Annotated in this window: 18 protein-coding genes; 7 read left to right on the top strand and 11 right to left on the bottom strand. The window is 69.9% G+C overall.

The window, feature by feature from the left end:
• Nucleotides 1–70: 70 nt before the first annotated feature.
• Nucleotides 71–1,069 (bottom strand): TRAP transporter substrate-binding protein, encoded by a 999-nt coding sequence (locus M0G41_RS02270; protein ID WP_248204683.1) that lies wholly within the window; start codon nucleotides 1,067–1,069, stop codon nucleotides 71–73.
• 303 nt (nucleotides 1,070–1,372) lie between these two features.
• Here M0G41_RS02270 and M0G41_RS02265 point away from each other — a divergent pair, with 303 nt between their 5' ends.
• Nucleotides 1,373–3,358: a serine/threonine-protein kinase gene (locus tag M0G41_RS02265; RefSeq protein ID WP_248204682.1), complete on the top strand. Its 1,986-nt coding sequence runs from the start codon at nucleotides 1,373–1,375 to the stop codon at nucleotides 3,356–3,358.
• A gap of 52 nt (nucleotides 3,359–3,410) precedes the next feature.
• Nucleotides 3,411–3,896: a YajQ family cyclic di-GMP-binding protein gene (locus M0G41_RS02260; RefSeq protein ID WP_248204681.1), complete on the top strand. Its 486-nt coding sequence runs from the start codon at nucleotides 3,411–3,413 to the stop codon at nucleotides 3,894–3,896.
• 117 nt (nucleotides 3,897–4,013) lie between these two features.
• Here M0G41_RS02260 and M0G41_RS02255 read toward each other — a convergent pair whose 3' ends face one another.
• Both M0G41_RS02255 and M0G41_RS02250 read right to left on the bottom strand, forming a co-directional pair.
• Nucleotides 4,014–4,988 (bottom strand): MBL fold metallo-hydrolase, encoded by a 975-nt coding sequence (locus tag M0G41_RS02255; protein ID WP_248204680.1) that lies wholly within the window; start codon nucleotides 4,986–4,988, stop codon nucleotides 4,014–4,016.
• Nucleotides 4,989–5,063: 75 nt separating this feature from the next.
• Nucleotides 5,064–5,834, bottom strand: a complete 771-nt coding sequence (locus tag M0G41_RS02250; RefSeq protein WP_248204679.1) for an SDR family oxidoreductase — start codon at nucleotides 5,832–5,834, stop codon at nucleotides 5,064–5,066.
• A 64-nt stretch (nucleotides 5,835–5,898) separates the two neighbouring features.
• On the opposite strand from M0G41_RS02250, the gene M0G41_RS02245 reads away from it, so the two are divergent.
• Nucleotides 5,899–6,114 (top strand): hypothetical protein, encoded by a 216-nt coding sequence (locus M0G41_RS02245; RefSeq protein WP_248204678.1) that lies wholly within the window; start codon nucleotides 5,899–5,901, stop codon nucleotides 6,112–6,114.
• Nucleotides 6,115–6,124: 10 nt separating this feature from the next.
• Here M0G41_RS02245 and sppA read toward each other — a convergent pair whose 3' ends face one another.
• Both sppA and M0G41_RS02235 read right to left on the bottom strand, forming a co-directional pair.
• On the bottom strand, nucleotides 6,125–7,984 hold the full coding sequence (gene sppA, locus M0G41_RS02240; RefSeq protein WP_248204677.1) for a signal peptide peptidase SppA: 1,860 nt from the start codon (nucleotides 7,982–7,984) through the stop codon (nucleotides 6,125–6,127).
• An 82-nt stretch (nucleotides 7,985–8,066) separates the two neighbouring features.
• Nucleotides 8,067–9,431 carry an MATE family efflux transporter gene (locus M0G41_RS02235; RefSeq protein ID WP_248204676.1) on the bottom strand — a complete coding sequence of 455 codons (1,365 nt, stop codon included), beginning with the start codon at nucleotides 9,429–9,431 and terminating at the stop codon, nucleotides 8,067–8,069.
• Between the two features lie 43 nt (nucleotides 9,432–9,474).
• On the opposite strand from M0G41_RS02235, the gene M0G41_RS02230 reads away from it, so the two are divergent.
• Nucleotides 9,475–10,623 (top strand): DUF3667 domain-containing protein, encoded by a 1,149-nt coding sequence (locus M0G41_RS02230; protein ID WP_248204675.1) that lies wholly within the window; start codon nucleotides 9,475–9,477, stop codon nucleotides 10,621–10,623.
• A complete protein-coding gene (locus tag M0G41_RS02225) occupies nucleotides 10,620–10,931 on the top strand; it encodes a DUF4286 family protein (protein WP_248204674.1) in 312 nt (103 codons plus the stop codon). Before M0G41_RS02230 ends, M0G41_RS02225 begins: the two co-directional genes overlap by 4 nt.
• Here M0G41_RS02225 and M0G41_RS02220 read toward each other — a convergent pair.
• The 3 genes from M0G41_RS02220 to M0G41_RS02210 are packed head-to-tail and all read right to left on the bottom strand — an operon-like array spanning nucleotide 10,922 to nucleotide 12,595.
• Complete coding sequence (locus tag M0G41_RS02220; protein ID WP_248204673.1) at nucleotides 10,922–11,620, bottom strand: DUF3106 domain-containing protein; 699 nt, start codon at nucleotides 11,618–11,620, stop codon at nucleotides 10,922–10,924. The two genes, M0G41_RS02225 and M0G41_RS02220, sit on opposite strands and share 10 nt — an antisense overlap.
• Nucleotides 11,610–12,035: a hypothetical protein gene (locus M0G41_RS02215; RefSeq protein ID WP_248204672.1), complete on the bottom strand. Its 426-nt coding sequence runs from the start codon at nucleotides 12,033–12,035 to the stop codon at nucleotides 11,610–11,612. Before M0G41_RS02215 ends, M0G41_RS02220 begins: the two co-directional genes overlap by 11 nt.
• Nucleotides 12,032–12,595, bottom strand: coding sequence for an RNA polymerase sigma factor (locus tag M0G41_RS02210; RefSeq protein ID WP_248204671.1), 564 nt, complete (start codon nucleotides 12,593–12,595; stop codon nucleotides 12,032–12,034). The genes M0G41_RS02215 and M0G41_RS02210 overlap by 4 nt, the downstream gene beginning before the upstream one ends.
• Before the next feature lie 556 nt (nucleotides 12,596–13,151).
• On the opposite strand from M0G41_RS02210, the gene M0G41_RS02205 reads away from it, so the two are divergent.
• Entirely contained in the window at nucleotides 13,152–15,320 is a 2,169-nt protein-coding gene (locus M0G41_RS02205; protein WP_248204752.1) for a primosomal protein N', read from the top strand.
• A 287-nt stretch (nucleotides 15,321–15,607) separates the two neighbouring features.
• On the opposite strand, the gene M0G41_RS02200 is transcribed toward M0G41_RS02205, so the two are convergent.
• The 3 genes from M0G41_RS02200 to M0G41_RS02190 form a co-directional block, all read right to left on the bottom strand.
• A complete protein-coding gene (locus tag M0G41_RS02200) occupies nucleotides 15,608–17,584 on the bottom strand; it encodes a hypothetical protein (protein ID WP_248204669.1) in 1,977 nt (658 codons plus the stop codon).
• A gap of 593 nt (nucleotides 17,585–18,177) precedes the next feature.
• On the bottom strand, nucleotides 18,178–19,014 hold the full coding sequence (locus tag M0G41_RS02195) for a BON domain-containing protein (RefSeq protein WP_248204663.1): 837 nt from the start codon (nucleotides 19,012–19,014) through the stop codon (nucleotides 18,178–18,180).
• 245 nt (nucleotides 19,015–19,259) lie between these two features.
• Nucleotides 19,260–20,348: a trypsin-like peptidase domain-containing protein gene (locus tag M0G41_RS02190; protein ID WP_248204660.1), complete on the bottom strand. Its 1,089-nt coding sequence runs from the start codon at nucleotides 20,346–20,348 to the stop codon at nucleotides 19,260–19,262.
• A gap of 927 nt (nucleotides 20,349–21,275) precedes the next feature.
• Between M0G41_RS02190 and M0G41_RS18580 the strand changes: the two genes are divergently transcribed.
• Entirely contained in the window at nucleotides 21,276–23,672 is a 2,397-nt protein-coding gene (locus tag M0G41_RS18580) for a PKD domain-containing protein (protein ID WP_343226458.1), read from the top strand.
• The last annotated feature ends 279 nt before the right edge of the window (nucleotides 23,673–23,951 follow it).

The following is a 23,951-nucleotide window of genomic DNA, read 5'->3' as shown; positions in this document are numbered from 1 at the left end:
GAGGGACGGACACGCCTGCGCCGCCACGTGCCCGCGCGCCCAGACCGGCCCCGCTGCCGGGGCGGGCCGCTCAGCCGGCCAGCGCGCGTCGGCTTGCGTAGTAGGCGTGCTCCGAGCGCTGGTGCCAGCCCATGACCTGGCGCTGGAAGGCCTGATAGGACTCATGCACCCGCTTCGCGAAGGCGTCCCGCGCGGTGATCTCGGCCAGCACCTCGTCGGTGGCCTGCTTGAGCGCCGCCAGCACGCCGTCCGGCAGGTTGCGGAACTGCACCTGGTGCTCGCTGACCAGCTGCTCCATCGCCTGCCGGTTGCGCGCGGTGTACTCGGCCAGCATCGAATCGTTCACCGCCTGGCAGCAGGCTTCGATGATCGCCTTCAGATCGTCCGGAAGGGCGTCGAAAGCGGTCTTGTTGACGATGCATTCGAGGGTCGGCCCGGGCTCCTGCCAGCCCGGCATGTAGCAGTATTTCGCCACCCGGTGCAGGCCGAAGGCGAGGTCGTTGTAGGGGCCGACCCATTCGGCGGCATCGATGGTGCCGCTCTGCAGGGCCTGGAACAGCTCGCCACCGGGCAGGTTGACCGGGGTGGCGCCGACCCGCGCCATCACCTCGCCACCGAGGCCCGGAATGCGCATCTTCAGGCCTGCAAGGTCGGCGACGCTGTTGATCTCGCGGTTGAACCATCCGGCTGCCTGGACGCCGGTATTGCCGGCGGCGAATGGGACCAGATTGAACGGGGCATACAGCTCGCGCCACAGCTCGAGCCCGCCGCCGTAGGCCAGCCAGCCGTTCATCTCCTGCGCGTTCATGCCGAAGGGAATGGCGCAGAAGAACGGTGCGGCCTCGGCCTTGCCCTTCCAGTAGTAGGAGGCGCCATGACCCAGTTCGGCGGTGCCGCGGCTGACCGCGTCGAAGGTTTCGAAGGCAGGCACCAGCTCACCGGCGGCCAGCACCTTGACCCGGATCCGGCCGCCGCTGGCGCGGGTGATGAGTTCGGCCAGACGCGCCGCGCCCGAGCCGAGGCCGGGGAAGTTCGCCGGCCAGGTGGTGACCATCTTCCATTCGCGCACGCTTTGATCGGTCGTGGGCGCTGTGCCCGTGGCAGGCTGATCGCCCGCGCCGCAGCCCGCCAGTCCCGCTCCGAGTGCCGCCATGCCGCCCGCGCGCAGCCAGTCCCGCCTGTCCATCTTCCTGCCTCCCGCAGCAAAACGGCGAGTGTAGCGGCCGCGCGCGCTGCCTCCCAAGCTGCCGCCCGGCGGCCCAGGGCTGCCGTCCGCTGAATGCAGGGGGCCGCTGGCGCATCTGCACCGGACCCCGGGGCGTAGCAGTGCTAGCATCCTTGAAGGGTGCGTGAACCGTTTGGATGGCAGGTCATGAAAACGCAGCTGGGGCACTACGAAATCGTCGAGGAACTGGGCCGCGGCGGCATGGGCGTGGTCTACAAGGGCTTCGAGCCGGCGCTCAACCGTTACGTTGCGATCAAGGAGCTGTCGCCCTCGCTGGCCCACGATGCAAACCTCGTCGAGCGCTTCCTGCGCGAGGCGCGCTCGATGGCCCAGCTCAACGACCCGCACATCATCCAGGTCTATTTCATCGGCACCGAGGAGGCCACCGGCCAGCCGTTCTTCGCCATGGAGTTCGTCGAGGGCGATTCGCTCTCCGGCCTGCTCAAGCGCGAGGGCAAGCTCAGCGTCGAGAACTCGCTGAAGCTGATGCACCAGACCGCGATGGGCCTGGCCACCGCGCATGACAAGGGCGTGATCCACCGCGACCTCAAGCCCGGCAACCTGATGATCACGCCGCGCGGGCACGTCAAGATCGCCGACTTCGGCATCGCGCTGGCGACCCAGGACTTCTCCAAGAAGCTGACCTCGACCGGCGAGTTCGTCGGCACCCCGGGCTATCTGTCGCCCGAGGTGTGCCTGGGCAAGACCGTCGACCAGCGCTCGGATATCTTCGCCCTCGGCATCGTGCTCTACGAGATGCTTGCCGGCCGGCTTCCGTTCACCGACGAATCGCCCCTCGGCCTGATGCTGGAAGTGGTCAAGGCCGAGATCCCCGACATCCGCGGGCTCAATGCCGATGTCGATCCGCAGACCGCGGAGATCCTCTCGAAGATGCTGGCCAAGGAGCCGGCCGACCGCTTCCAGGACTGCCATGCGCTGATTGCTGCACTGCAGGCGCATCCGCTGGTCGCCCGGGGCGGCACCGTCCAGCTCAGCCAGGCCAAGGCCGCGCCGACCGACGCCACCGTGGTGGGTGCACCCACGCCGGCCTCGCAGCCGCAGCGGGTGCCGACCCCACCTCCCGTGGTACCGCGCGCCACCGGTCCCTCGCAGCAGCAGCCGCTGCCCGCCGCGCCGCCGCCCGCGCCGGCCACTGCAGCCTCCGGTGCGCAGGCCCAGGCGCCGCGCCAGTCCGAGCCCGGTCAGCCGCGACGCAGCAAGGCCCCGCTTTGGCTGGCCGCAGCGGCTCTGGTCCTGCTGGTCGGGACCGGCTTCGCCTTCCGCGGCGCGATCGGTGAGTTTTTGCTGCGCTCGGACGAGCCGGCCAATGCCGCGGTGCCCGACGACCGCGCCGACGCGGCGGCCGGCCCGGGGGCGTCCGCATCCAGCGGTGCAGCCAGCCCGTCGCCCAGCGCCCAGGCAGTGCCGAACGAGGCCCCGCCGAGCGGACCCGCCACGCTCTCCACCCTGGCCTCGGGCAGCGCAGGAGACGCCGGCAACGCCGCGGTCGAACGCGGCGAACTGACCGCGGCCAGCGGCGCCGAGTCGCTGCCGCCCAGCGGTCCGCAGTCCGAACCGGCCGCTGCGGCCGCCGAGCCGCGCAGCCCGCTGGCCAAGGCCCTGCTGGCCAAGCGCGACGGCGAGGGCGCCCAGATGGCCCGCGTCGATCCGCCCAAGCCCGCCGCCAAGCCGGTGCCGCCGCGGGTTGCCGTGGTGGCGCTGGGTGACCGCGCCCTCTCCGACACGGCCAAGCAGCGCATCGAGGAGCGCCTGCTGGCAGAGGGCTTCGACGTGCTCGACACCGAACTGGTCGGCGGCCTCGCCGGCCGCGACCTGCCGGGCATCCTGCAGGCCCTGCGCCGCGAGGCGACCATGCTGGTGGTGGTCCGGGCCGACCCGATCGGCCAGCAGCAGCTGAGTGCCTACGGCGAGTACTTCACTCTCTACTCGGCCAATCTCAGCGTGCGCTCCTACCTGATCGGCGATCGTCGCCCGCTCAGCGCCGGCTTCCGCGAGAAGGTCGACTTCAGCACCATGAACGTCAACGAGATGACCGGGGAGGCGCTGGCCCCGCACCTGGCCACCCTGATGCGCGAGCTGGCCCCGCACCGCACGCGCAGCGCCGCCGGCTGATCCGGAGGCCGGGGCTTGCTACCCTTGCGGCCCCATCTGCCGCGAGGGTGTCATGCCGTCCTTTGATGTCGTTTCCGAAGTCGACAAGCACGAGTTGCGCAATGCCGTCGACACCGCCGGCCGCGAGCTCGGCAAGCGCTTCGATTTCCGCAACGTCGATGCCGGCTTCGAGCTGGACGGCGAGGCCTCGATCAAGCTCCACGCGCCGAGCGATTTCCAGCTGCAGCAGATGCGCGAGATCCTCGCCGGGCGGCTGATCGCGCGCGGCATCGACGTGCGCTGCCTCGACGAGGGAGACGTCGAGACCAATGTCGCCGGTGCCCGGCAGACGGTGACGGTCAAGCAGGGCATCGAGCAGGCCCAGGCGAAGAAGATCGTCGCCGCGATCAAGGGCGCCAAGCTCAAGGTCGAGGCGCAGATCAACGGCGACAAGCTGCGCGTCACCGGCAAGAAGCGCGACGACCTGCAGGCCGCCATCGCCCTGCTCAAGAAGGGCGAGTTCGAGTTGCCGCTGCAGTTCGACAACTTCCGCGATTAGCGTCCCGCTGGCTGCTCCCGAGCGCTGTAGGAGCCAGCTTGCTGGCGATAGGCGTCCCGGAAGGAACGATCGCCAGCAAGCTGGCTCCTACAGGGGGGGCGCCAGTGTGCGATCGCCTCAGCGCCCTTCGCAGTACTTGCCCTGCACCGCTTTGTCGCGGATCAGGTTGGGGATGGCGTGGTCGAGTATCTGCGTGGCCAGGGCCTTGTCGGCGTCGCTGAGATCCAGCTTGCGCACATCCTTCAGCCAGCCGTCGCGGCAGCTTTCGGCCGACTTGCGCCCCTTGCTGCACTTCAGCAGGTCCTCGTAGGCGAGCTGCCAGATGCGGAACTCGTCGCGGTCGATGACCCGGCCGTGGCCAGGCACCAGACGTTCGAAGTCCTGCGCCCAGAGCACGTTGAGGTCGTCAACCAGGATCTCGGCGCAGGCGGTGTCGAGCATCGGTGCCGGCAGGGTGACCAGGTCGCCGGCGAGAAGCAGGCCCGCTTCATCGTCGCGCAGCCAGACGTCGCCGCCGCTGATCGCGCTGGCGAGACCGAGATGCAGGCTGCGGCCAGCCAGCTCGACATCGCGCGAGCGCGGTACGTTGTTGGTCGGATAGAAGGCGATGCTGGCGCCGATCAGTGCCAGCTCGGCGCGCGCCTTGGCGTCCTCGGGCACCGGCTCTTCGGGGTTCTTCAGACCGGCCACCAGCTCTTCGCGGTAGGCCGCAAGGTAGGGCGCGCCAACGTTTCGGATCGCCGCGTCGCTGGCGAACAGCAGCGCTCCGGGATGCGCCTTGCGGATCGCGCCGAGGCCGCCGGCGTGGTCCAGATGCCAATGGCTGTTGACCAGGATCGGCGCGTTCGACTCCGCCGCCAGGCGATCGAGGATGCGCTGGGTGTGTGCCACGCTGCGCCCGGCATCGAAGACGATCACGCCCTGCGGCGCCTTGATCAGCACCGAGTTGGCATCGGGCTGCTCGCCGGCGACGAAGCGCCCCGGCAGCAGGGTGTAGCCCTCGCCCAGATCGACCGCGTCCTGCGCAGCGGCGATGCCCGCCCCCGCGCACAGTGCGGCTGCCCACAAAGCCTTGGCCCAGGTCTTGCCCATCTTGGTGCTCCCATCCCGGTTTACAGGGGCGTCACCCTACGATAACTGTCGTCGCAAGGCGAGGGGCGGCGACGGTCAGAATCCGTAGCGGAGGAAGCCGCCGTCCACGGCCAGGCATTCGCCGGTGACATAGCTGGAGGCGGGCAGGCAGAGGAAGGCGACCGCGGAGGCGACTTCTTCCGGTTCGCCGACACGGCCCATCGGCGTGCGCGCGATCACCTCGTCGTAGTAGTCGGGGTCGGCCAGCGCCGTCGAGGTGCGCCGGGTGCGGATGTACCAGGGCAGCACGGCGTTGACCCGGATGCCGTCGTCGGCCCACTCGCAGGCGAGGTTGCGGGTCAGCTGGTGCAGGGCCGCCTTGCTCATACCGTAGACCGCGCCCGTGCGCACATGCGTCGCGCCCGAGACCGAGCCGACATTGACGATCGCTGAAGCGGGGTGTTCAGCAAGACGCGGGTGCGCGCGGCGGCAGAGATCGAAGGCGGCGAACACGTTGAGCTCGAAGATCGCCCGCCAGTCTTCCGGCGCATAGTCGACCGCGGCATGCACGCTGTTGCCGCCGACGTTGTTGACCAGCAGATGCAGGGTGTCGTCGAGGTCGTCCAGCCAGTCGAACACCTCGGCGCGCTGCTCGGCATCGGCGAGGTCGGCGGCGAAGCTCAGCACCTCGCGCTCGGGATGCGCGTCCTGCAGCTCGTCGCAGGTCTGGCCCAGTGCATCCTCGTCGCGCGCCACCAGGCGGACGTCGGCGCCAAGGCCGAGCAGCTCGGCGGCGATCGCCGCGCCGATTCCGGCGCTGCCGCCGCTGATCAGCGCTACCTGTCCGTCCAGTCGCCAGCGTGACATGCGTTTCGCTCCTCGGGCTGCGCCTGGTCCAGACTGGTGACGGTCCACCGCCAAGCAACCCAGCATGCGCGTCATCGTCTGCCTGTCCCTGCTCGTCCTTCTGAGCGGCTGCGCCGAGCCGCCTCCGCCGCCGGACGATCGCGATCAGGCGCTGAAGCGGACCATAGAGGAACCCCAGCAGCGCGCCAAGGCCGTCGAGGCCGACATGCTCAAAGCGCAGGGACGGGTGGATGGGGCCCTCGACGCGGCGGAGCCGCCGGCCGAGGGCCCGGAGGACTAGCCCGGGAGTCCTACAGCCCGCACAGGCAGTGCGCCGCCGCGCGCAGGGGCGGCCGGCCCGGCTCGATGATCCAGCGCAGCCAGGGCCGCAGCTCGGAGGCCGTGCGCGGCTCGGCGAGTACGGGCAGGAGGCCGAGCTGGGCGGCGCCGCGCAGCATCGCGTTCTCGCGGTTCATGTCGGCGAAGAACTGCTGCCAGGGGTCCAGCTCCGGCTCGATGTAGCGCACCTGGTAGTCGGGCTCGGCGAGGCCGGCGCGCTCGGCCGCCTCGGCCAGCGCATCGCCCAGTCCGCCCATGCGGTCGACCAGGCCGTGCTCGAGCGCCTGTGCGCCACTCCAGACGCGCCCCTGGGCCACCTCGTCCACCGACTCCGGCGGCATCTCGCGGAACTCCGCGGTGCGCGCGATGAAGTCGCGGTAGATCTTGTCGACCGAGGCCTGGATCATCCGCCCGACCTGCGGGTCCAGCGGGCGGCGCGGATCCAGCGCGCCGGCGATCGCCGTGGTGCCGATGCCGTCGACGCGCACGCCGATCGATTCCAGCGTCTCGGGGAAAGTCGGGATCATCCCGAACACGCCGATCGAGCCGGTGATGGTGCTGGGGTCGGCGAGCACCTGGTCGGCGCCGAGGGTGATCCAGTAGCCGCCCGAGGCGGCAACGTCGCCCATCGAGGCCACCACCGGCTTGCCGGCTTCGCGCAGCAGGTCGAGTTCGCGGCGGATGATCTCGGAGGCAAAGGCGCTGCCGCCCGGCGAGTTGATCCGCAGCACCACGGCGCGGATCTCCTCGTCGTCGTGGGCGGCGCGCAGCAGGGCAGCAGTCGATTCGCCACCGATCGTGCCGGGCGGCTGCTCGCCGTCGACGATCTCGCCCTCGGCGATGACCACGGCGACCTGCGGCCGCACGTCGATGGGCAGCTTCTCGCGATCGATCAGGGCCAGGTAATCGCCGAAGTCGACCTGGCGGAAGCTGTCCTCGTCTTCCACACCGCGTTGGATCAGGCGCGCTTCGAGCTGGTCCGGGGTGATCCGCTCGTCGACCAGGCCGCGGGTCTCGGCCAGCGCCGCGAAGTCGCCGCCGGCGGCTTCCAGCTGGTCCGCCGAGCTGTCGATGGCCGCCTGCAGGGCTGCGGCGTCGAGTCCGCGTGCCTCGGCGATCTCGGTGAGATAACGCTGCCAGATATCGCCCATCCAGACCCGGTCGGCCTCCAGCGCCTCGGGCGAGGCGCTGTCGCGCACGAAGGGCTCGCCGAAGGCCTTGAAACTGCCGGCGCGGAACAGGTGGACCTTGGCCTTGAGCTTGTCCTCGATCGCCTCGCGATAGTAGGTGCGGTAGCGGGCCAGGCCCTCGAGCCAGAACATCCCCTCCGGATGCAGATAGATCTCGTCGGCCTGGGCGGCGAGGTAGTACTGCCGCTGCTCCATGAAGTCGGCATAGGCGATGACCTCCTTGCCCGACTCACGGAAGCGGCGCAGGGCCTCGCCGACCTCGCGCAGGCTGGCAAAGCCGGCGCCCATCAGGGTGTCCGGCCGCAGCACGATGCGGTCGATGCGCGAGTCCTTGGCGGCGGCGTCGATGGCCCGCAGCAGGTCGCGCAGCTGGACCTCGGGCACGCCATCTCCGGTCAGCTTGCCGACCGCGCGCTCGAAGGGCGCGGCGCTGTACTGCTCGACCAGCACGCCGTTCGGGGCGAGCACCAGAGCGGTCTGCGGCTGCAGCACCGGCGCCGACTGGAACAGGGCGGCGAGGAAGATCACCAGCAGGAGCACGAACAGCAGGTTGAGCACCAGCCGACGGCCGAAGTTGAGTGCGTCCCAGAATCCGCGGATCAGGCGCCAGAGAAAGAAGGGTTTGCGGGCAGGCTGGTTCATCGGTATTCACGTGCTACGACAGACCCTCAAGCATACGTGACCCGGCGCAAGGCTCCGTGTGCCGAAAGCCGCGGCGGGCCGCTCAGCCCTGCACGGCGAACTCACCGCGGCGCAGCAGGCGGCGCAGTCGGCCGCCGAGCAGCAGGGCGGCCACGGTCAGTCCGGAAACCAGCCCCGCCCACATGCCGGGCGCACCCCGTTCGTAGCCGAAGGCGAACCAGATCCCGGCCGGCATGCCGACGCCCCAGTAGGCGAAGGCGGTGATCAGCATCGGCATGCGGGTGTCCTTCAGCCCGCGCAGGCAGCCGGCAGCGGCGACCTGGAAGCCATCGGAGAGCTGGAAGGCGGCGGCCAGCCAGAGCAGCGGGGCGACAGCGACCAGCACTGCCGCCTCGCGGGTGTAGAGCGCGGCGATCTCGGTGCCAAGGCCGATCAGGATCGCGGCCGCAAACAGCTGGGTGACCACGGTGATCGCAAAGCCGGCCCGGCAGGCCCAGCGAACGCCCTCGGCGTTGCGCCCGCCGGCGGCGAAGCCGACCCGCACCGTGGTTGCCATGGCCACGCCCAGCGGCACCATGAACAGCACCGAGGCGATGTTGATCGCGATCTGGTGCGCGGCCACCGCCAGCGCGCCCATGCCGCCGATGACCAGGGCCGAGGCGACGAACAGCAGGCCCTCCATCATCACCGCCACGCCCAGCGGCAGGCCGAGCCGCAGCAGCTGTGCGAGCAGGGCGCGATCGGGCCCCTCGAAGCGGGCGAACAGGCCGAGGTCGCGATAGGCCGGACCGCGGTGCAGCCAGTAGAGGAAGCCGACCGCCTGCAGCCAGAGGATGATCGCGGTGGCAGCGCCAAGGCCGGCCGCGCCATAGCCGGGCAGGCCGAGGCCGCCATGCATCAGCCAGTAGCCGAGCGGCACCAGCAGGATCAGGCCGGCGATGCCGAACACCATGGTCGGGCGGGTGCGGCCGACGCCCTCGCTCAGGTAGCGGCAGCAGAAGTGCACGGCCAGCGCTGGCGCACCCCAGGCCACCGCCCCGAGGAAGGCGCTGGCGCCCGGGCGCACGTCCTCGGCGATGCCGAGCAGGGGCAGCAGCAGGCCGTTGAACTGGACCAGGCCGAGCAAGGCAAGGCTGATGGCGAGCCCGAGCCAGAGCGCCTGGCGGAACAGCGGCGCGATCTCGGCACGCTTGCCGGCCCCGTCGAGCTGGCTGACCGAGGGCGGGATCGCCATCAGGATGCCGAGCAGCAACAGGATCACCACCGACCACAGCGCGCTGCCGACGGCCACGCCGGCCAGGGTCAGCGCGCCGTGATGGCCGGCCAGCACGCTGTCGACCACGTTCATGGCGACCGCGGCGAGCTGGCCGAGGACCAGCGGCAGGGCAAGCGTGAAGGTGGCGCGGCACTCGCGTAGCAGTCGCGGCGCGCCGGTATCTGCGGTCATGGAAGGGAGGCGTGGCAAGCGGAACCCGCTATCTTAGCGACCCATGGCCAGCGATCCGCACCCGTCGACGAATGCGCTTGCGCAGCCGGTGCAGCGCCGCTGCGAGAACTGCCAGCGCGAACTGCTCGGCGAGCATTGCTACGCCTGCGGCCAGCCGACCCGCGGCCTGGTCCGCCACTTCGGCAGCATCCTCGGAGACTTCTTCGACAGCGTCTTCGACCTCGACTCGCGGATCTTCCGCACGCTCGGCCCGCTGTTCTTCCGTCCCGGGTTCCTCAGTCGCGAGTATTTCTCCGGCCGGCGCGTGCGCTACGTCAGCCCGGTGCGGCTGTTCGTCTTTCTCTGCATCGTCGCCTTCTTCGCCCTGCGACTGGTGGTCGAGACCGACGTGCGCTTCGACGGCGGCTCGCAGTTCGACGCCCTGGACAGCGTCGAGGCGGTCGAGACCGAGCGCGACGCCCTGCTTGCCGAGCTCGACCGCAGCATCGCCCAGCTGGGGCCCGGCGCCCCCGGGGTCGCCGGCATCGAGACCGCGCGGCAGGCGGTGATCGGCAGCGCCGCGAAGCGCATCGCCGAGCTGCGCGGCGATGCGCCGGCGGATGCGGCGACCGCGGACGAGGCGCCCGTGCCGCCCGAGCTGCGCTTCGGCGACCGGCCCTGGGACGCCGAAGCCAATCCGCTGCGGCTCGACTGGCTGCCCGAGGCCGGCAACCGCCACCTCAACGACTGGATCGGTCGCGGCCGGGACAATATCGCGCGGGTCAGACAGGACCCCGCCCTGCTGGTCGATGCCTTCATCCAGAGCCTGCCCTCGACCTTCTTCGTCCTGCTGCCGCTGTTCGCCCTGCTGCTCAAGCTCTTCTACGCGTTCAAGCGCCGCCTCTACATGGAGCACCTGATCGTCGCCCTGCACAGCCACGCCTTCCTCTGCGCCGCCCTGCTGCTGCTCGCCGCGCTCGACGGCGGCTCGCGCCTGCTCACCGAGGACAGCCTCGGCCATCGTCTGATCGGGCTGCTCGAGCTCGGCGTCGGACTGTGGATGCCGGTGTACCTGTGGCTGATGCAGAAGCGGGTCTATGGCCAGGGCGTGATCATGACCAGCCTGAAGTTCGCGGCCCTGGGGACGCTCTACATGGCCCTGCTCGGCATCGGTACCCTGGTCACCCTGCTCGCCAGCCTGGTCGCGCTGTGATCGTCTACGAGGTCAACCTGTCGGTGGAGGCGGCCATCGCCACCGAGTACCGCGCCTGGCTCGATGCCCACATCGCCGAGATGCTCGGCCTGCCCGGCTTCCTCGGTGCCAGCCTGTCGGCGGTCGACGAGCCGGCCGAGGACGGCCGCGTGCAGTGGAGCGTGGCCTACCGGCTGCGCGACGCGGCTTCGCTGGAGGCGTACCTGGCGACCCACGCGCCGCGCATGCGCGAGGACGGCCAACGGCGCTTCGGCGGACGCTTCCGTGCCAGCCGGCGGGTGCTCCGACCGCTGTTCGATCAGGGCTGAGCGAGCTGCCGGCGCAGCCAGTCGCTGCGCGATTCGGGAGGCATGGCGAGCAGCTCGCGGCGGACCTCCTCGCGTCGCCAGGGCGGCATCTTCTCGATCAGCCGACGCAGGCGCTGGCGGTCCTCGCGGGACAGCCGCTGGAACATGTCCCAGGTCGCCTGACGCTCCTCAGGCGGCACGAAGGCAAAGGCGCGCCGGGCCAGCTCAGCCTGGTCGCGGGCCCGCGCGCCGAGCAGGAAGGCCTGCCGCTCGCGCGGGCTCATCTGCTGGAACTTCTTCCGCAGCGCCTCGCGCTGGTCCGGCGGCAGGTCGCGGAAGCGCTGGTACTCCTGGCGCAGGCGGCGCTGCTGGTCGGGCGGCAGGGCCCGGAAGGCCTCGAAGCGCTCGCGCAGCTCGGCGCGCTCGGCCGGCGGCAGCGACTGCCAGCGCTGCAGGCGCTGCTTGAGCTGTTCGCGCTCGGCCTCGGGCAGCTGGCGCAAGCGCTCGGCATTGGCCAGCAGCTGCGCGCGCTGCCCCAGCGGCAGCTCCGCCCAGCGCTCGGAGAACGGCGCCAGCAGCGACTGCTGTTCGGCGTCGAGGCTGTCCCAGCCGAGCTGGCCGGACGACTCCGGCTGGCCCTGGGCGAGGGCCAGCAGCGGCGCCAGCAGCAGCGCCGCGAGCAGGCGGGCGGGGGCGCGCTTAGCTGCCAAGGTCCTGCTGCTCCAGCCAGGCATAGAACTCCAGCTCCTCGACCAGGGTGTAGTCGACGTCGCCGGCGATCAGGGCGAGGTCCTCTTCGGGCAGGGTCAGCGCCTGCTCGATCGGCGATTCGGCGCGCAGCGCCGTGCCGCTGTCCGGCAGCGGGCCGTCTGCCGGTGCCATCGAGGCCGGCGCGATGAAGCGCATCACGCCAACCGCAATCAGCAGGGCGGCGCTGGCGCCGGCCAGGGTCATGCCGATCGCCCAGCCGCGGCGCGGCGCGCGCAGCGGGGCCAGCGCCTCGCGGCGCATCTGCTGCAGACGGCGCTGCAGGGCGGGGTCGGCCTCCTCGGCCTGGCGATTGAGCAGCTCGCGGCTGCGCAGCAGCCAGCGATCGTCACGCGGTCGCTTGTCGTGGGCATTCATAGGTGATCCTCCAGGCGCCCGCGCAGGGTCTGCAGGGCGCGGAACAGATGGGTCTTCACGCTGCCTTCGGACACCCCCATGGCGCGTGCGGTGTCGGCGACGTCGAGGCCTTCCCAGACCCGCAGCAGGAAGGCCTGGCGCTGGCGCCCCGGCAGGGCCCGCAGCGCCTTCTCGAGGGCGGCGGTGGCCTCGCGGTCGCCCAGACGCTGGACCGGGCCGGGCTCGGCCGGGTCGGCGATCCGCGCCATCGGGTCAGCGCCGTCCAAGTCCTCGCCAAGGCCCAGCCAGCCGAACCAGCGGCCGATCACGCTACGCCGCCGTCCGGCGTCGATCTGCTTGGACTCCAGCACCCGCCAGAACAGCAGCGGCCATTCCTCGGCCGGCTTGGCGCGATAGCGGCGGACGAAGGCGAGCATCGCCTCCTGCAGGATGTCGAGCGCGTCCTCGCGCGAGCAGCCGGCCAGTTCGACATGGCGCAGCGCGCGCCGCTCCACCCCGCGCAGGAAGGCGTCGAGGGCCGCTTCGCGGGACTCGGCGCGGTCGGCGCGGGGCAGGTTCAAACGCAGCGATTCCTGGTGGGCGTAAACCGGCATTGTAGGCGGTGGGCGGGAAAACCGGGTGGGTGGGAGGCCTGGCGGGCGCTGCCACGGCCCTCGGGAGACTCCCGAGGGCGTCCGGCGCAGCCGTCCGTCGTCTGGCTCAACGGGCCGGCGTGGAATCGGTTGACAAGCGTCACGTTTCGCTCTCTACGGCTTGCCGCAAGGCTTGGCACGCCGAGTCGTTGTGCACAGCAAGAGGGGCCGTGACGGCCACGTGGAGGGGCCTAGGGACAAACCCTGAGCCGGTCCGCATGAAAAATTACAACCTATTGATTCGACGAGGATTTGGCCCGCTGGCGAATTCTTCACCAAGGTGGCCCGAGGGCTTGCCTTCCTTGGCCTCGGCGGGGGTCCGCACAAGCTGATCCACACAGTTATCCACAGATTCTGTGGATAATCGAAAAACCGTCATGTGAACAGCAGCTTACAGGCACATGTTCAGTCATCGCATAGAAATATCGTGCAAGACGGGGGTTGCGCCCTGAGCGCTCCGTTGTTCCACCGCTACACTTCGCGGATGCCGCCCCCCGTGCTGCGCGTCGCCCTGCCCCTGCCGCTGCCGACGCTGTTCGACTATCTGCCCGATGACCCCGATGCGCCGGCCGCTGGCTGGGTCGGCTGCCGCGTGCGCGTGCGCGTCGGGCCGCGGCTTCTGGTCGGCCTGGTCGCGGCGGTCGCTGAACACAGCGAAGCCCCGGGGGCGCTGCGCACGATCGAGACGCGGCTGGATCCGGCTCCGCTGATCGAGGGCGAGCTCTGGACCAGCCTTCACTGGCTGGCCGACTACTACCGCGCCCCGCTCGGCGAGGTGCTGGCGCTGGCCCTTCCGGTGCCCCTGCGTCAGGGCGAGGCGCTGCCCGAGCCCGACCGCGACCGCTTCGCCGCCTGTCCCGAGGCGCCGCCGCGGGTGCGGCCGGGCGGACGCCCTGCGGCGCTCTGGGAGGCCCTCAGCGCGGGCCCCTGCGGCGCGGACGACCTCGCCCTGATCGATGCCGGCTGGCGACCCCGGCTGCGCCGCTGGGAGGCCGAGGGGCGGCTCCGCCGCCTGCCGCCCGAGCCGCCGGCGCCGCGGCCTGCCCATCTGGCCCTGAATGCCGAGCAGCAGGCCGCTGTCGATGCCCTGCGCGGCCTCGACGGATTCGCCCCGGTGCTGCTGCAGGGCGTCACCGGCAGCGGCAAGACCGAGGTCTACCTCGAGCTGCTGGCCGACGTGCTGGCCGCTGGCGGCCAGGCCCTGGTCCTGGTGCCGGAGATCGCCCTGACCCCGCAGACGGTGCGCCGCTTCCGCGCCCGCCTGGGCGACGCCGTGCGCGTGCTGCACTCCGGCCTTGCCGACGGCGAACGGGCCCAGGCCTGGACGGCGATGGCCCGCGGCGAGCCCGGGGTGCTGGTCGGCACCCGCTCGGCCGCGCTGGCGCCCCTGCCCCGTGGCCGGCTGATCATCATCGACGAGGAGCACGACGGCTCCTACAAGCAGCAGGACGGCGTGCGCTACTCGGCGCGCGACCTGCTGCTGGTGCGCGGCCAGGCACTGCGCGTGCCGGTGCTGCTGGGCAGCGCCACCCCCTCGCTGGAATCCCTGCAGCAGGTCGAGCGCGGCCGCTACCGCCGCCTGGCGCTGACCCGCCGCGCCGGCGCCGGCCAGCCGCCCGAGGTCACCGTGCTCGACGTGCGCGCGCAGCGCCTGCAGGGCGGCCTCGCCCGCGAGAGCCTGGCCGCCATCGAAGCAACCCTGGTCGCCGGCGGCCAGGTGCTGGTCTTCCGCAACCGGCGCGGCTTCGCCCCGGTGCTGCTCTGCCACGACTGCGGCTACAGCGCCCAGTGCCAGCGCTGCGACAGCGCGATGACGGTGCACGCCGGCGGCCGCCGCCTGCACTGCCACCACTGTGGTGCGCAGCGCCCGCCGCCCAACGCCTGCCCCGACTGCGGCAGCCTCGGCCTGCAGCCCCAGGGACAGGGCACCGAGCGCCTCGAGGCCTTCCTGGCCGAGCGCTTCCGCGAAGTGCCGGTGGTCCGCATCGACCGCGACAGTACGCGGCGCCGCGACGCCCTGGTCGAGCTGCTGGGCAAGCTCGGCGAACGTCCGGGCATCCTGGTCGGCACGCAGATGCTGGCCAAGGGCCACGATCTCGCCCAGCTCGCCCTGGTCGTGGTGGTCGGGGTCGACGAGGGCCTCTACAGCCCGGACTTCCGCGCCGCCGAGCGGCTCTCCCAGCTGCTGATCCAGGTCGCCGGTCGCGCCGGCCGCGCCGAGCGCCGCGGGCGGGTCCTGCTGCAGACCCACCATCCGCAGCATCCGCTGCTCGCCACCCTGCTCAGCGGCGGCTATCCGGCCGCGGCCAGCGAGCTGCTGGCCGAGCGTCGGCTGCTCGGCTACCCGCCCGCCGCGCACTGGGCCCTGATCCGCGCCGAGGCGCAGCAGGACGCCGACTGGCAGGGCTTCCTGGACCAGGCCCGGACCCTGCTGGCCGAGCCCGCACTCGATGCCGGCGTCGACCTGCGTGGCCCGCTGCCGGCGCCCAAGCCGCGCCGCGCCGGCTTCCAGCGCGGCCAGCTGCTGCTCGCCGCCGGCCAGCGCCCGGCCCTGCAACGCGTGCTAGACGCCACCTGGCGCCAGCTCCACAGCCTGCCGCTGGCCCGTCGGGTGCGCTGGTCGCTGGACGTCGATCCGGTGGACCTGTTCTAGCCCGGGCAGCTGAGGTCGCCGGCAAGCCGCGCGCATCCGCGTCGATCCGCAGGCTTCGCTGCGGGCGCAGCCAGACTCTCCGCAGTGCGGCCGCTCCCGGGTGCCGCGGGCCGCGTTCGGCTAAGCACCATGGCGCGGGTCTCGCTCGATGTCCCTGAGGCCACGGGTGGGCGCCGCCAGTGGTTGGCCCCTGCCACCCTCGCCAACCTCGCGCGCCGCCCCCAAAGCATCAGGGCGGGACGGTTCGCACCGTCCCGCCCTGCATCACCGGGTATCCGGCGGGAACCTCAATCCACCGGGTAGTCGCCATGCCAGCTGCGGTCGCGGTCGCGCGGCGTCGCCAGCGGCCCGTGTGCACCCGACGCCGCCTTCACAGCCGGCTCTTCCCTGAGGTACAGGATCGTCCGCAGGAAGCGGAAGGACGGCGGCGAGCTGAGCGGCGTGCCGCTGTTCCAATCCTTGTTGTCCTCCAGCATCCACAGGTAGCGCCCGGACCCGTTCGGATTGGCGACGCTGTTCAGCAGGGTCAGCTCGCGACGACGGTAGAAGGCAGAACACTCACCGGCCTCCGGCTCGCGATCCACGATCACCTTCTCGACGATGCCACCCGATCCGTTGTCCCCGCGGCAGCGGCGCAGGATCACCGTATCGGCGTCCGGTCGACTCCAGTACAGGGTGAAGGACAGCGTCTCGCTTCCAGGTGCACCACTGAACGCAGGGGCTGCACGGTCAGCGGCCAGGCGCCACTGGAACGGGTTGCTGCTGCGAGCCGCATACTGCGTGTAATGCGCCGGCACCGCCGCTTCGCTCATCCAGTCAGCGGCCGGCACGACCTGGGCCATGAAGCCACCGCTGATCGAGCTGTTGCCATCCTGCCTGTCCACGGCGCCCAGGGCGTCGATGGCCCCGGCGTCGTCGCGGATCGGGATGACCCGGGCGGTGCGGCTGGCGAACACCAGCTCCAGTTCACCGCGGGCGTTCACGCTCCAGGTCAGCGGCTCGCCGTTCTCGACGCGGGTGGCATCGTTGCCGGTCGCCGCAAACTGGATCAGCTCGGCGCCGATCTGGTTCGACGGTGAGTTCTCCTGCACGCTGGGCAGTGACCACACCTGGCCGCGGAACTGCGCCTCATCGAGCGGCGTGGCGCGCGGCGTGCGAATCAGGCTGAGCGTGCGCTCGCCGCTGGTGACCTCGTCCGGCAGGGAAGGGTCATTCGGAAAGCTCCCGACGCTGGTCAGGCCGGCGACCACCACGATCTCGTTGATCGAGCTGTCCAGCCTGCGCAGCTGGATCTGGCTGGTACGGATCTCCTGCGTCACCTGTCGGGCCACCCCGTTCACGGTCCGCACCGGGAAGTTCGCCGAGACGCGGGTTCCATCCATGGTGGCGGTCAGCACGTCGCCGGCGCAGGTGAAGTCGAAGCCATCCTTGCCGAAGCTTTCGGCATGCTGTCCACGTCCAGCCCCCGTGACGCTGTAGATCTCGCCGGAGAAGGTGTTCAGCAGGGTGCCGCGCAAGCGTTCGCCGCTGACGAACACCGCCTGCGGACTGAAGTAGTCGCAGAAGTTCTCGCCCAGCAGCCCGACGGTCTGCGCCAGCGCGCCCGGGCGCTCGGACTCGATGCCGTTGATCTGCCCGGTCAGCTGGGTGGTATCAGCCACGACGTTGAGCGTGGTGGACGGCGCCACCCCCTTGGACGGATTGCTCACCCCTGGAAACAGACCGCCGTTCTCGATGATCAGCTTGATCACCGCCGCGCGCTCCAGCACCGCACCACTGTCGAGCGCTTCCAGCTGCGCCTCCAGCTGGCACTCGTTGACGGCGCGCGGCGCGCCACCGGCAACGAGCACGTAGCGGGCGGTGCTGAGCGGGGTCACTGCCAGACCGCTCAACTTGGACACCCCGACCCGGCCCTGGGCATCACGCAATCCGCGCGCGTACTGCTGGGGACCCACCCAGGACGCAAGTTCAACGAACTCCTGACCCTGCGCAGCCCGGCCGCGGGCGCGCAGTTCGAGGAAGCCCTCAGCCGTGCCCGCCGGAACAACCAGCTCGAAGCGACCATCCGTTGTGCCGACCGTCGCCAGCACGCGATCACCGCTGCGGACCTCGATGTCGGCAATGGAAATACCGGTGACCAGTCCGGTCAGGGTGACGCTGGCCGAACTTTCGAAACTCGCCCTGTACACCTCGTCGAGGCTGCAGCTTGGGGTCTGGGCCTGGGCGCACGGGACTCCGAGCGCGAGCAGAAGCCCGCACTTCATCATGATATTCAAGACGTTGTAACCTCTGGGAAGTCAGGCAGCCGGGATCGGCTGCCTGCAAAGCGATCGGCCCCGCCGGGGCCCGAACTGACCGACAGCTGCTCCCGGACCTCTGATGTGCGGGAGACTTGAACGAGCAGGCGCGCCTCGCGCCTGCCTCGACCCTCGCACTGTAAGCGGCGCGGCGGCTTAACTGCAATTGGCCTCGCGCGTCGCGAAGAGACGCGAAACGCGCAAGGGCGGCACAAAGTGACCTTTCATTGGGATGCCTTGGCCGCCACCCCAGCCGAGACGCCCCCCGGGGCGGCGTCCGCCCAGCACGGGCTGCGGCGATGATCGGGGCGCGACAGCCCGACCTGTCCACGACTGGGGCGACCACGACTGCGCTTCGGCGGAGAACGGCAGGCGGCGGAAGGAATGGCGATTCCGGGTTGCCATCGGCCTCGGCCAGCCGCGCTCATCCAGCGAACCGGGCGCAGCAGGCGCCGCGCCGTGCGTCCGCTGACCCAGTGAGGCGGGGCATCCTCCCGAGACCACCCAAGTGGCGCACCGCTGGGGGTCGTCGTCGTAGCCTGCGTTTTACGCCGTGCCGCCTAGCTGGCGGTCAGCCCGCGCGCATCCACCGACTGCACCCCGCGCACGCCCTGTGCCAGCTCGATGGCCAGGCGCCGCTCGCGGTCGCTGTCGACCTGCCCGCTCAGCATCACCGTGCCATCCTCGGCCTCGACATGAATGTCGTAGTCGCTGATGTCTCCGGCATAACGCAGGGTCGAGCGCACCTTGGCCGAGATCCAGCTGTCGCTCATCACGCCGTCGCCGTCATCGGCAACCGCGACCTGGCCTTCCGCGTTCTCGTCGATGGACAGCCGGTTGTCGACCTCACGGACGCCGGCCACCGCACGGGCCAGCCTGTCGGCCATCTTGCGCGAGTTCCTGGTGTCGGCAACGCCGGTCAGGGTGACCTTGCCGTCGACCGTCTCGACGTTGATGTCGAGGCCATCGGTGTACTCATTCCAGAGCAGCAGCGAATCGATCTTGGCGGTGATGGCCGCGTCACCGACCATCCTCGCGAAGCTGCGCTGCGGTGCCAGCGTGGCCGCGACGATGACCAGGTCCGGTTCGACCCTGATCCGGTTGACCACCTTGTCGATGCCTTCGGTGCCGAGGGCGATGCGCTCGGCCAGCCGGCGCTCGATCACGCTCTCCACCTCGCCCTCGAGGGTGGCGGTGTTGCCCTCGACCTCGACGTCCAGGGCAAAGCTGTCCAGCGATTCGCTGGTGGCATAGGTCGCCCAGATCAGTCCTTCGCGGTAGGCATCCTTGGCCTCGGCCGACATCTCGGCCAGCGGTCCCGCATGGACGCCGGCCGATGCGGCGAGGCCGCAGGCGAGCGCGAGGGGAGTCAGGGCGGACTTGAGGGTAGTTGGCATGACGGATCCTCCTTTCGTCGGACAGGCCCGGGGCCTGCCCTGCGATGGGCTCCAACGCGTCGCCATGCCGTAGGACAGGGCAGACAACGCTTTCCGTGCCGGACGCCGGACCCGCTGCATGCAGCCGGCAGCGCCGGCGACCCCAGAGCCTATCGCGCAATCCGCTGCCAGGATTGAACCCGGCCTGACCCAACAGGCCGTTTCATCGCCCTCCCGTCGCAACCGGACGATTGGCCGGCGGCGGTCTACTCGACGACGATGCGCACCACGCTTGGGCCGGCCGCACCAGCCAGCTGCTCGAGGCTGGCGCTGGCCGTCTCGCCGTCGGCCACGCCGGAAAGCATTCCGGCGAGCCGGGTCGACTTGATCGCGTAGTTGACGTTCTCGGTGAGGTCGCCGGTATTCCTGAGCATGTTGTTGGCGCGCAGCTTGGCGGCAACGATGCCGACCACCCGGCCCTGCATGTCGAGCAGCGGCCCGCCGCTGTTGCCGGCCTGCACCGGCACCGAGATCTGGTACTGCGACGGATCGTCGCGCAGCCCCGCGGTGGAGCTGATCACGCCGTTGGACAGCTTGGGCTTCACCCCCATCACATTGGCGTGGGGAAAGCCGATGGTGAACACCGCCGTGCCGATGCCGACCTCTTCTCCGCGCACCGGCAGCCCGGGCAGGTGCCGCGCCGAGGTCGCCAGCACGGCAAGGTCATTGGCCTCGTCCTGGTCCAGCAGCCGCGCGCTCGCGCTCTCGCCGTCGGACAGGTGCAGGGTGATCGACTCGGCACCCTTGACCACGTGCAGGCTGGTCACGACCACGCCTGGCCTCGCAAACCAGCCGCTTCCCGAGCGCCGCCCGCCCGCGGTGGCCGGCGTGTCCTCGCGCAGCCCCTTGATCACCGCGAAGTTGCCGGTCAGACACTGGGTGTGGGCCAGGGTGGCGATGCCGTCGACGGTGATCCGCCGGGCGCGATAGCCGGGCTCCATGCCGTAGACGAAATAGGCCACCTCCCGCGCCTGGGAATCCTGCGCGCCCAGCTCGCGCAGCTTGTCCTCGGCGGTGCGCGCCGCGGCCACCGCCGCCTCAAGCGGCACCCGCGAGGACATCGCGTGACCCAGCCCCATCGCAAACTCCCGCACCGCCCGGCAGTACACCTTCATCCCCTCCGACGGCTCGCCGGCGCCGCGGATGGTCCGCGTGCTCTCCTCGGTGGCCGAGGCCGGCGGCGGCGTCTGCGTGTAGTGCACCCGGCCCTGCTCGTCGGTCCACTTGTAGATCTTGCTCGCCTCGGCACCCACGCTCAGCGTGAGCAGGCACAGCAGCGCAATCAGTCTGCACACGGCAATTCCCCATCCATAGTCCCCAGCCGCATTCTGCCCCGGGGGGGCCGGTCGAGAAAGGCAAGCTTCAAATCACAGGCCAGCCCCCGCAATCACGGGCGCGCTTCCGACCCCGCCACGGATGCACCGCCCCCCCGCAGCCGGCCCCGGCTCGATATCGACCAGGAGTGGGGAATGGCGGTGCGTCAACACACTGGCCGGCACCCGGAGGGGAGCGCTCCCGACCAACTCGATCAGGCGCCCCTCGAAGCGCTGCTTGCGATGCTCGAAGCAGCGTCCGCCAGGCGCATCCTCCCGGCACATGAAGGCCCGGATTGCGCACCGGGAAACGCACTGGAAGCTGGCCGGTGCGCGGGGCGATGCGAGCTGGGATCCTGGGTAGGCCATGGGCACCGCATGGGCGTCCGGGAACCGGACGCTTTCGGACGACGCCGCGTCGGGGTGCCGGGGTGCCGGACAATCTTCAAGGTGGCTGTCCACGATTGCGGCGCCCCGGAGAGGATTGACGCGGCATGAAGGCAGGCAGACGATTGTCTGGCTCGGGGGCTCGCTGTTTATTCGTTCGTCGTCACGTCGGACGGTTACGGTCGTCGACAGGGGCGTCGGTGGGCATGGATTCGCCTGCCGGCTGGCTTGGGGGGAGCTGCGTCTGATGATCGACTTATCAGGAAGATTCTTCTTCGCTCAATCGACCTAGAGCGTTTCAGGAGATTTGTGAGTAATCACCCGCTCCTTCGCATGGCGAGGTGAGCGGCTGTTCCCATTCCTTCAGGTGACGAGACACACCCCTATATGCACAGTCCCTTACGCGACTTTCGTGGGTATTCCGCAGGCTCTGCGACCAAGCGCCTCCTTCATCTGTTCTCCCTGACCTTTCTCGCCGGGACACTGGCCGCCACCGCGGCCGAACCAACCGGTTCCATGTCCGTGGCGCGTTCCGAGGCCGCGGCGATCAAGCTCTTGGATGGTCGGGTCCTGGTGACCGGCGGTCATTCGCAAAGCGGCATCAGCACGGCAAGCGTCGAGATCTATGATCCGGCCAGCGGCAGTTTCTCCCCTACCGGTTCGCTGCTCAGTGCCCGTGGAGAGCACGGCATTGCGGCGCTGGCCGACGGGCGCATCCTGGTAGCGGGTGGCGTACGGCAGTCCGCAAGCGGAGGCGAGTTCCTGCGCAGCGCGGAGATCTATGATCCCGGCCTAGGCGCTTGGAGCCAGACGCCCGGTCAGATGACTGGCAACGAGTCGGTTTCTAGCCCGTCCATGGTGAGCCTGCTCGATGGGCGGGTGATGGTGATCGGCAGCCAGAACTATCAGATGTTTGATCCTGCGTCCGGCTACTTCAGTCAGGCCAAACCCCTGCCAACGCGACGCTCAAGAGCCGGCGCCGCCCTGCTGCCGGATGGTCGGGTGTTGCTGGCCGGTGGGCAGGACCTGTCCAGCGCGGCCCTCTCCACCGCCGACCTCTGGGACCCGGCGACGGATACCTGGGCGCCCACCGCATCGATGGCGGTCGCGCGCTATTCGACGCGGGCAACGGCCTTGGCCGACGGGCGGGTCATGATCAGCGGTGGACTCAACGGCCAAGGCAAGCAGGGCAGTGCCGAGCTGTTCGATCCGCTCACCGGCGCGTTCACTACTACCGGCAGTCTGGCGATTGCGCGCTCCGGACATGCGGCGGTCGCCCTGCCAGATGGTGGCCTCCTGGTCGCCGGCGGCTACACCAATGGTTCGGTCACCCACAGCCTTGAGCGTTTCGATCCAGTGCTTGAGATCTGGTCAAGCGCGGACTGGTTGAACGCAGCCCGCACTCGAATGTTCACCGCCACCTTGTTGGACAGCGGGGCAGTGCTGTTCACCGGCGGGCCCGGTCCGTTGGCCAGCGCCGAGCTGTACGGCACCACCGGCGCCAACCTTGCACCCAGCGCCAACTTCTCCTTCAGCACATCCAACCTCACTGCCAGTTTCACCGACGCCTCCAGTGATTCGGATGGCAGTATCGCGAGCTGGCACTGGACATTCGGCGATGGCAGCAGCTCCAGCCAGCAGCATCCGGTCAAGACCTACGCCGTCGGTGGCACCTACAGCGTGGTGCTCAACGTGACCGACAATGCCGGCGCAGTCGGATCGATCACCCGGCAGGTCACCGTGTCAGCGCCCAATGCGCCGCCGACGGCGAACTTCAGCTACGCCACCAACGGACTGACGGCGAGCTTCAATGACAGCTCGAGCGACAGCGACGGCAGCATCGTGGCGCGGCAGTGGAGCTTCGGCGACGGCACAAACTCCACGGCCACCAATCCCAGCAAGACCTACGCCGCGGGCGGCACCTACAGCGTTTCGCTGACGGTCAGCGACAATCGGGGCGCGACCCACAGCAAGACGGTGTCGGTCGTCGTCACCGCGCCGGCCTGCGGCGGCACCGCGCTTTGCAATGGGGTAGCCGTCACCGGACTTTCGGCCAGCACGGGCAGCAGTACGCTCACCTACACGCTGAACGTGCCGGGGGGGGCTTCGAACCTCAGGTTCGTCACCTCAGGCGGCTCCGGCGATGCAGATCTCTACGTCAAGTTTGGCTCGGCACCCACCACGACCAGCTACGACTGCCGGCCGTACCAAGGCGGCAATGCGGAAACCTGCAACATGTCGAACGCGCAGGTGGGCACCTATTACGTGATGCTGCGCGCCTATTCCAGTTTCTCGGGTGTCTCGCTCACCGGCAGCTACAGCACCGGCACCGGCGGCAGCAATGTCGCGCCAGTGGCCAACTTCTCCCACAGCGTGAACGGCCTGACTGTGAACTTCACCGACACCTCCAGCGACGCCGACGGCACCATTGTCTCGCGCAGCTGGAGCTTCGGTGACGGCAGCCATTCCAACGCCGTGAACCCGAGCAAGTCGTATGCATCGCCCGGCACCTACACGGTTGCGCTGACCGTATTCGACAACGGGGGCGCCCAGCACACCCGATCGATCTCGGTGATCGTGGGGGCGGGCAGCTGTAATGGAACGGCACTCTGCAACGGCGTGGCCGTGACCGGTCTCTCGGCAGTGTCCGGCAGCTGGACCGCCACCTATACGCTGGTGGTGCCGGCTGGTGCTAGCAATCTCAAGTTCGTCACCTCGGGCGGTAGCGGTGATGCCGACCTGTACGTGAAGTTCGGCTCGGCACCCACCGCAACGAGCTACGACTGCCGCCCCTACCAGTCCGGCAACGCAGAGACCTGCACGATAAACAATGTTCAGGCCGGCACGTACTTTGTGACGCTGCGCGCCTACAGCACGTTCAATGGGGTGTCTTTGCAAGGCAGCTTCACTGCCCCGTAGTTGGAACGGCCCGCATAGCGCCTGATCATTCGAGGCGACACCATTCAGCAACTACCCCTCTCCCCTCGCGGGAGAGGGGTCACCCGATGCTCTCTGTGGCCCTGCGACCCTGGAAAGGGGCACTGGCGACCAGGGCTGCGCCAGGTCGCAAGAACGTGGATACGCATACCCCCACAAACGTGGACACCCCCCCACAAACGTGGACACCCACAAACAACGACCGGTCCAAGCCACGCTCGGCAAGAACGTGCGGCAACGATGCTAAGTGCCGTGGATTCC

This window comes from Pseudomarimonas salicorniae, assembly GCF_023156535.1.
Lineage (GTDB): Bacteria > Pseudomonadota > Gammaproteobacteria > Xanthomonadales > Xanthomonadaceae > Pseudomarimonas > Pseudomarimonas salicorniae.
Note: the sequence above shows the minus strand (reverse complement) of the source record. Positions and strands in the feature narration are given on the sequence as shown.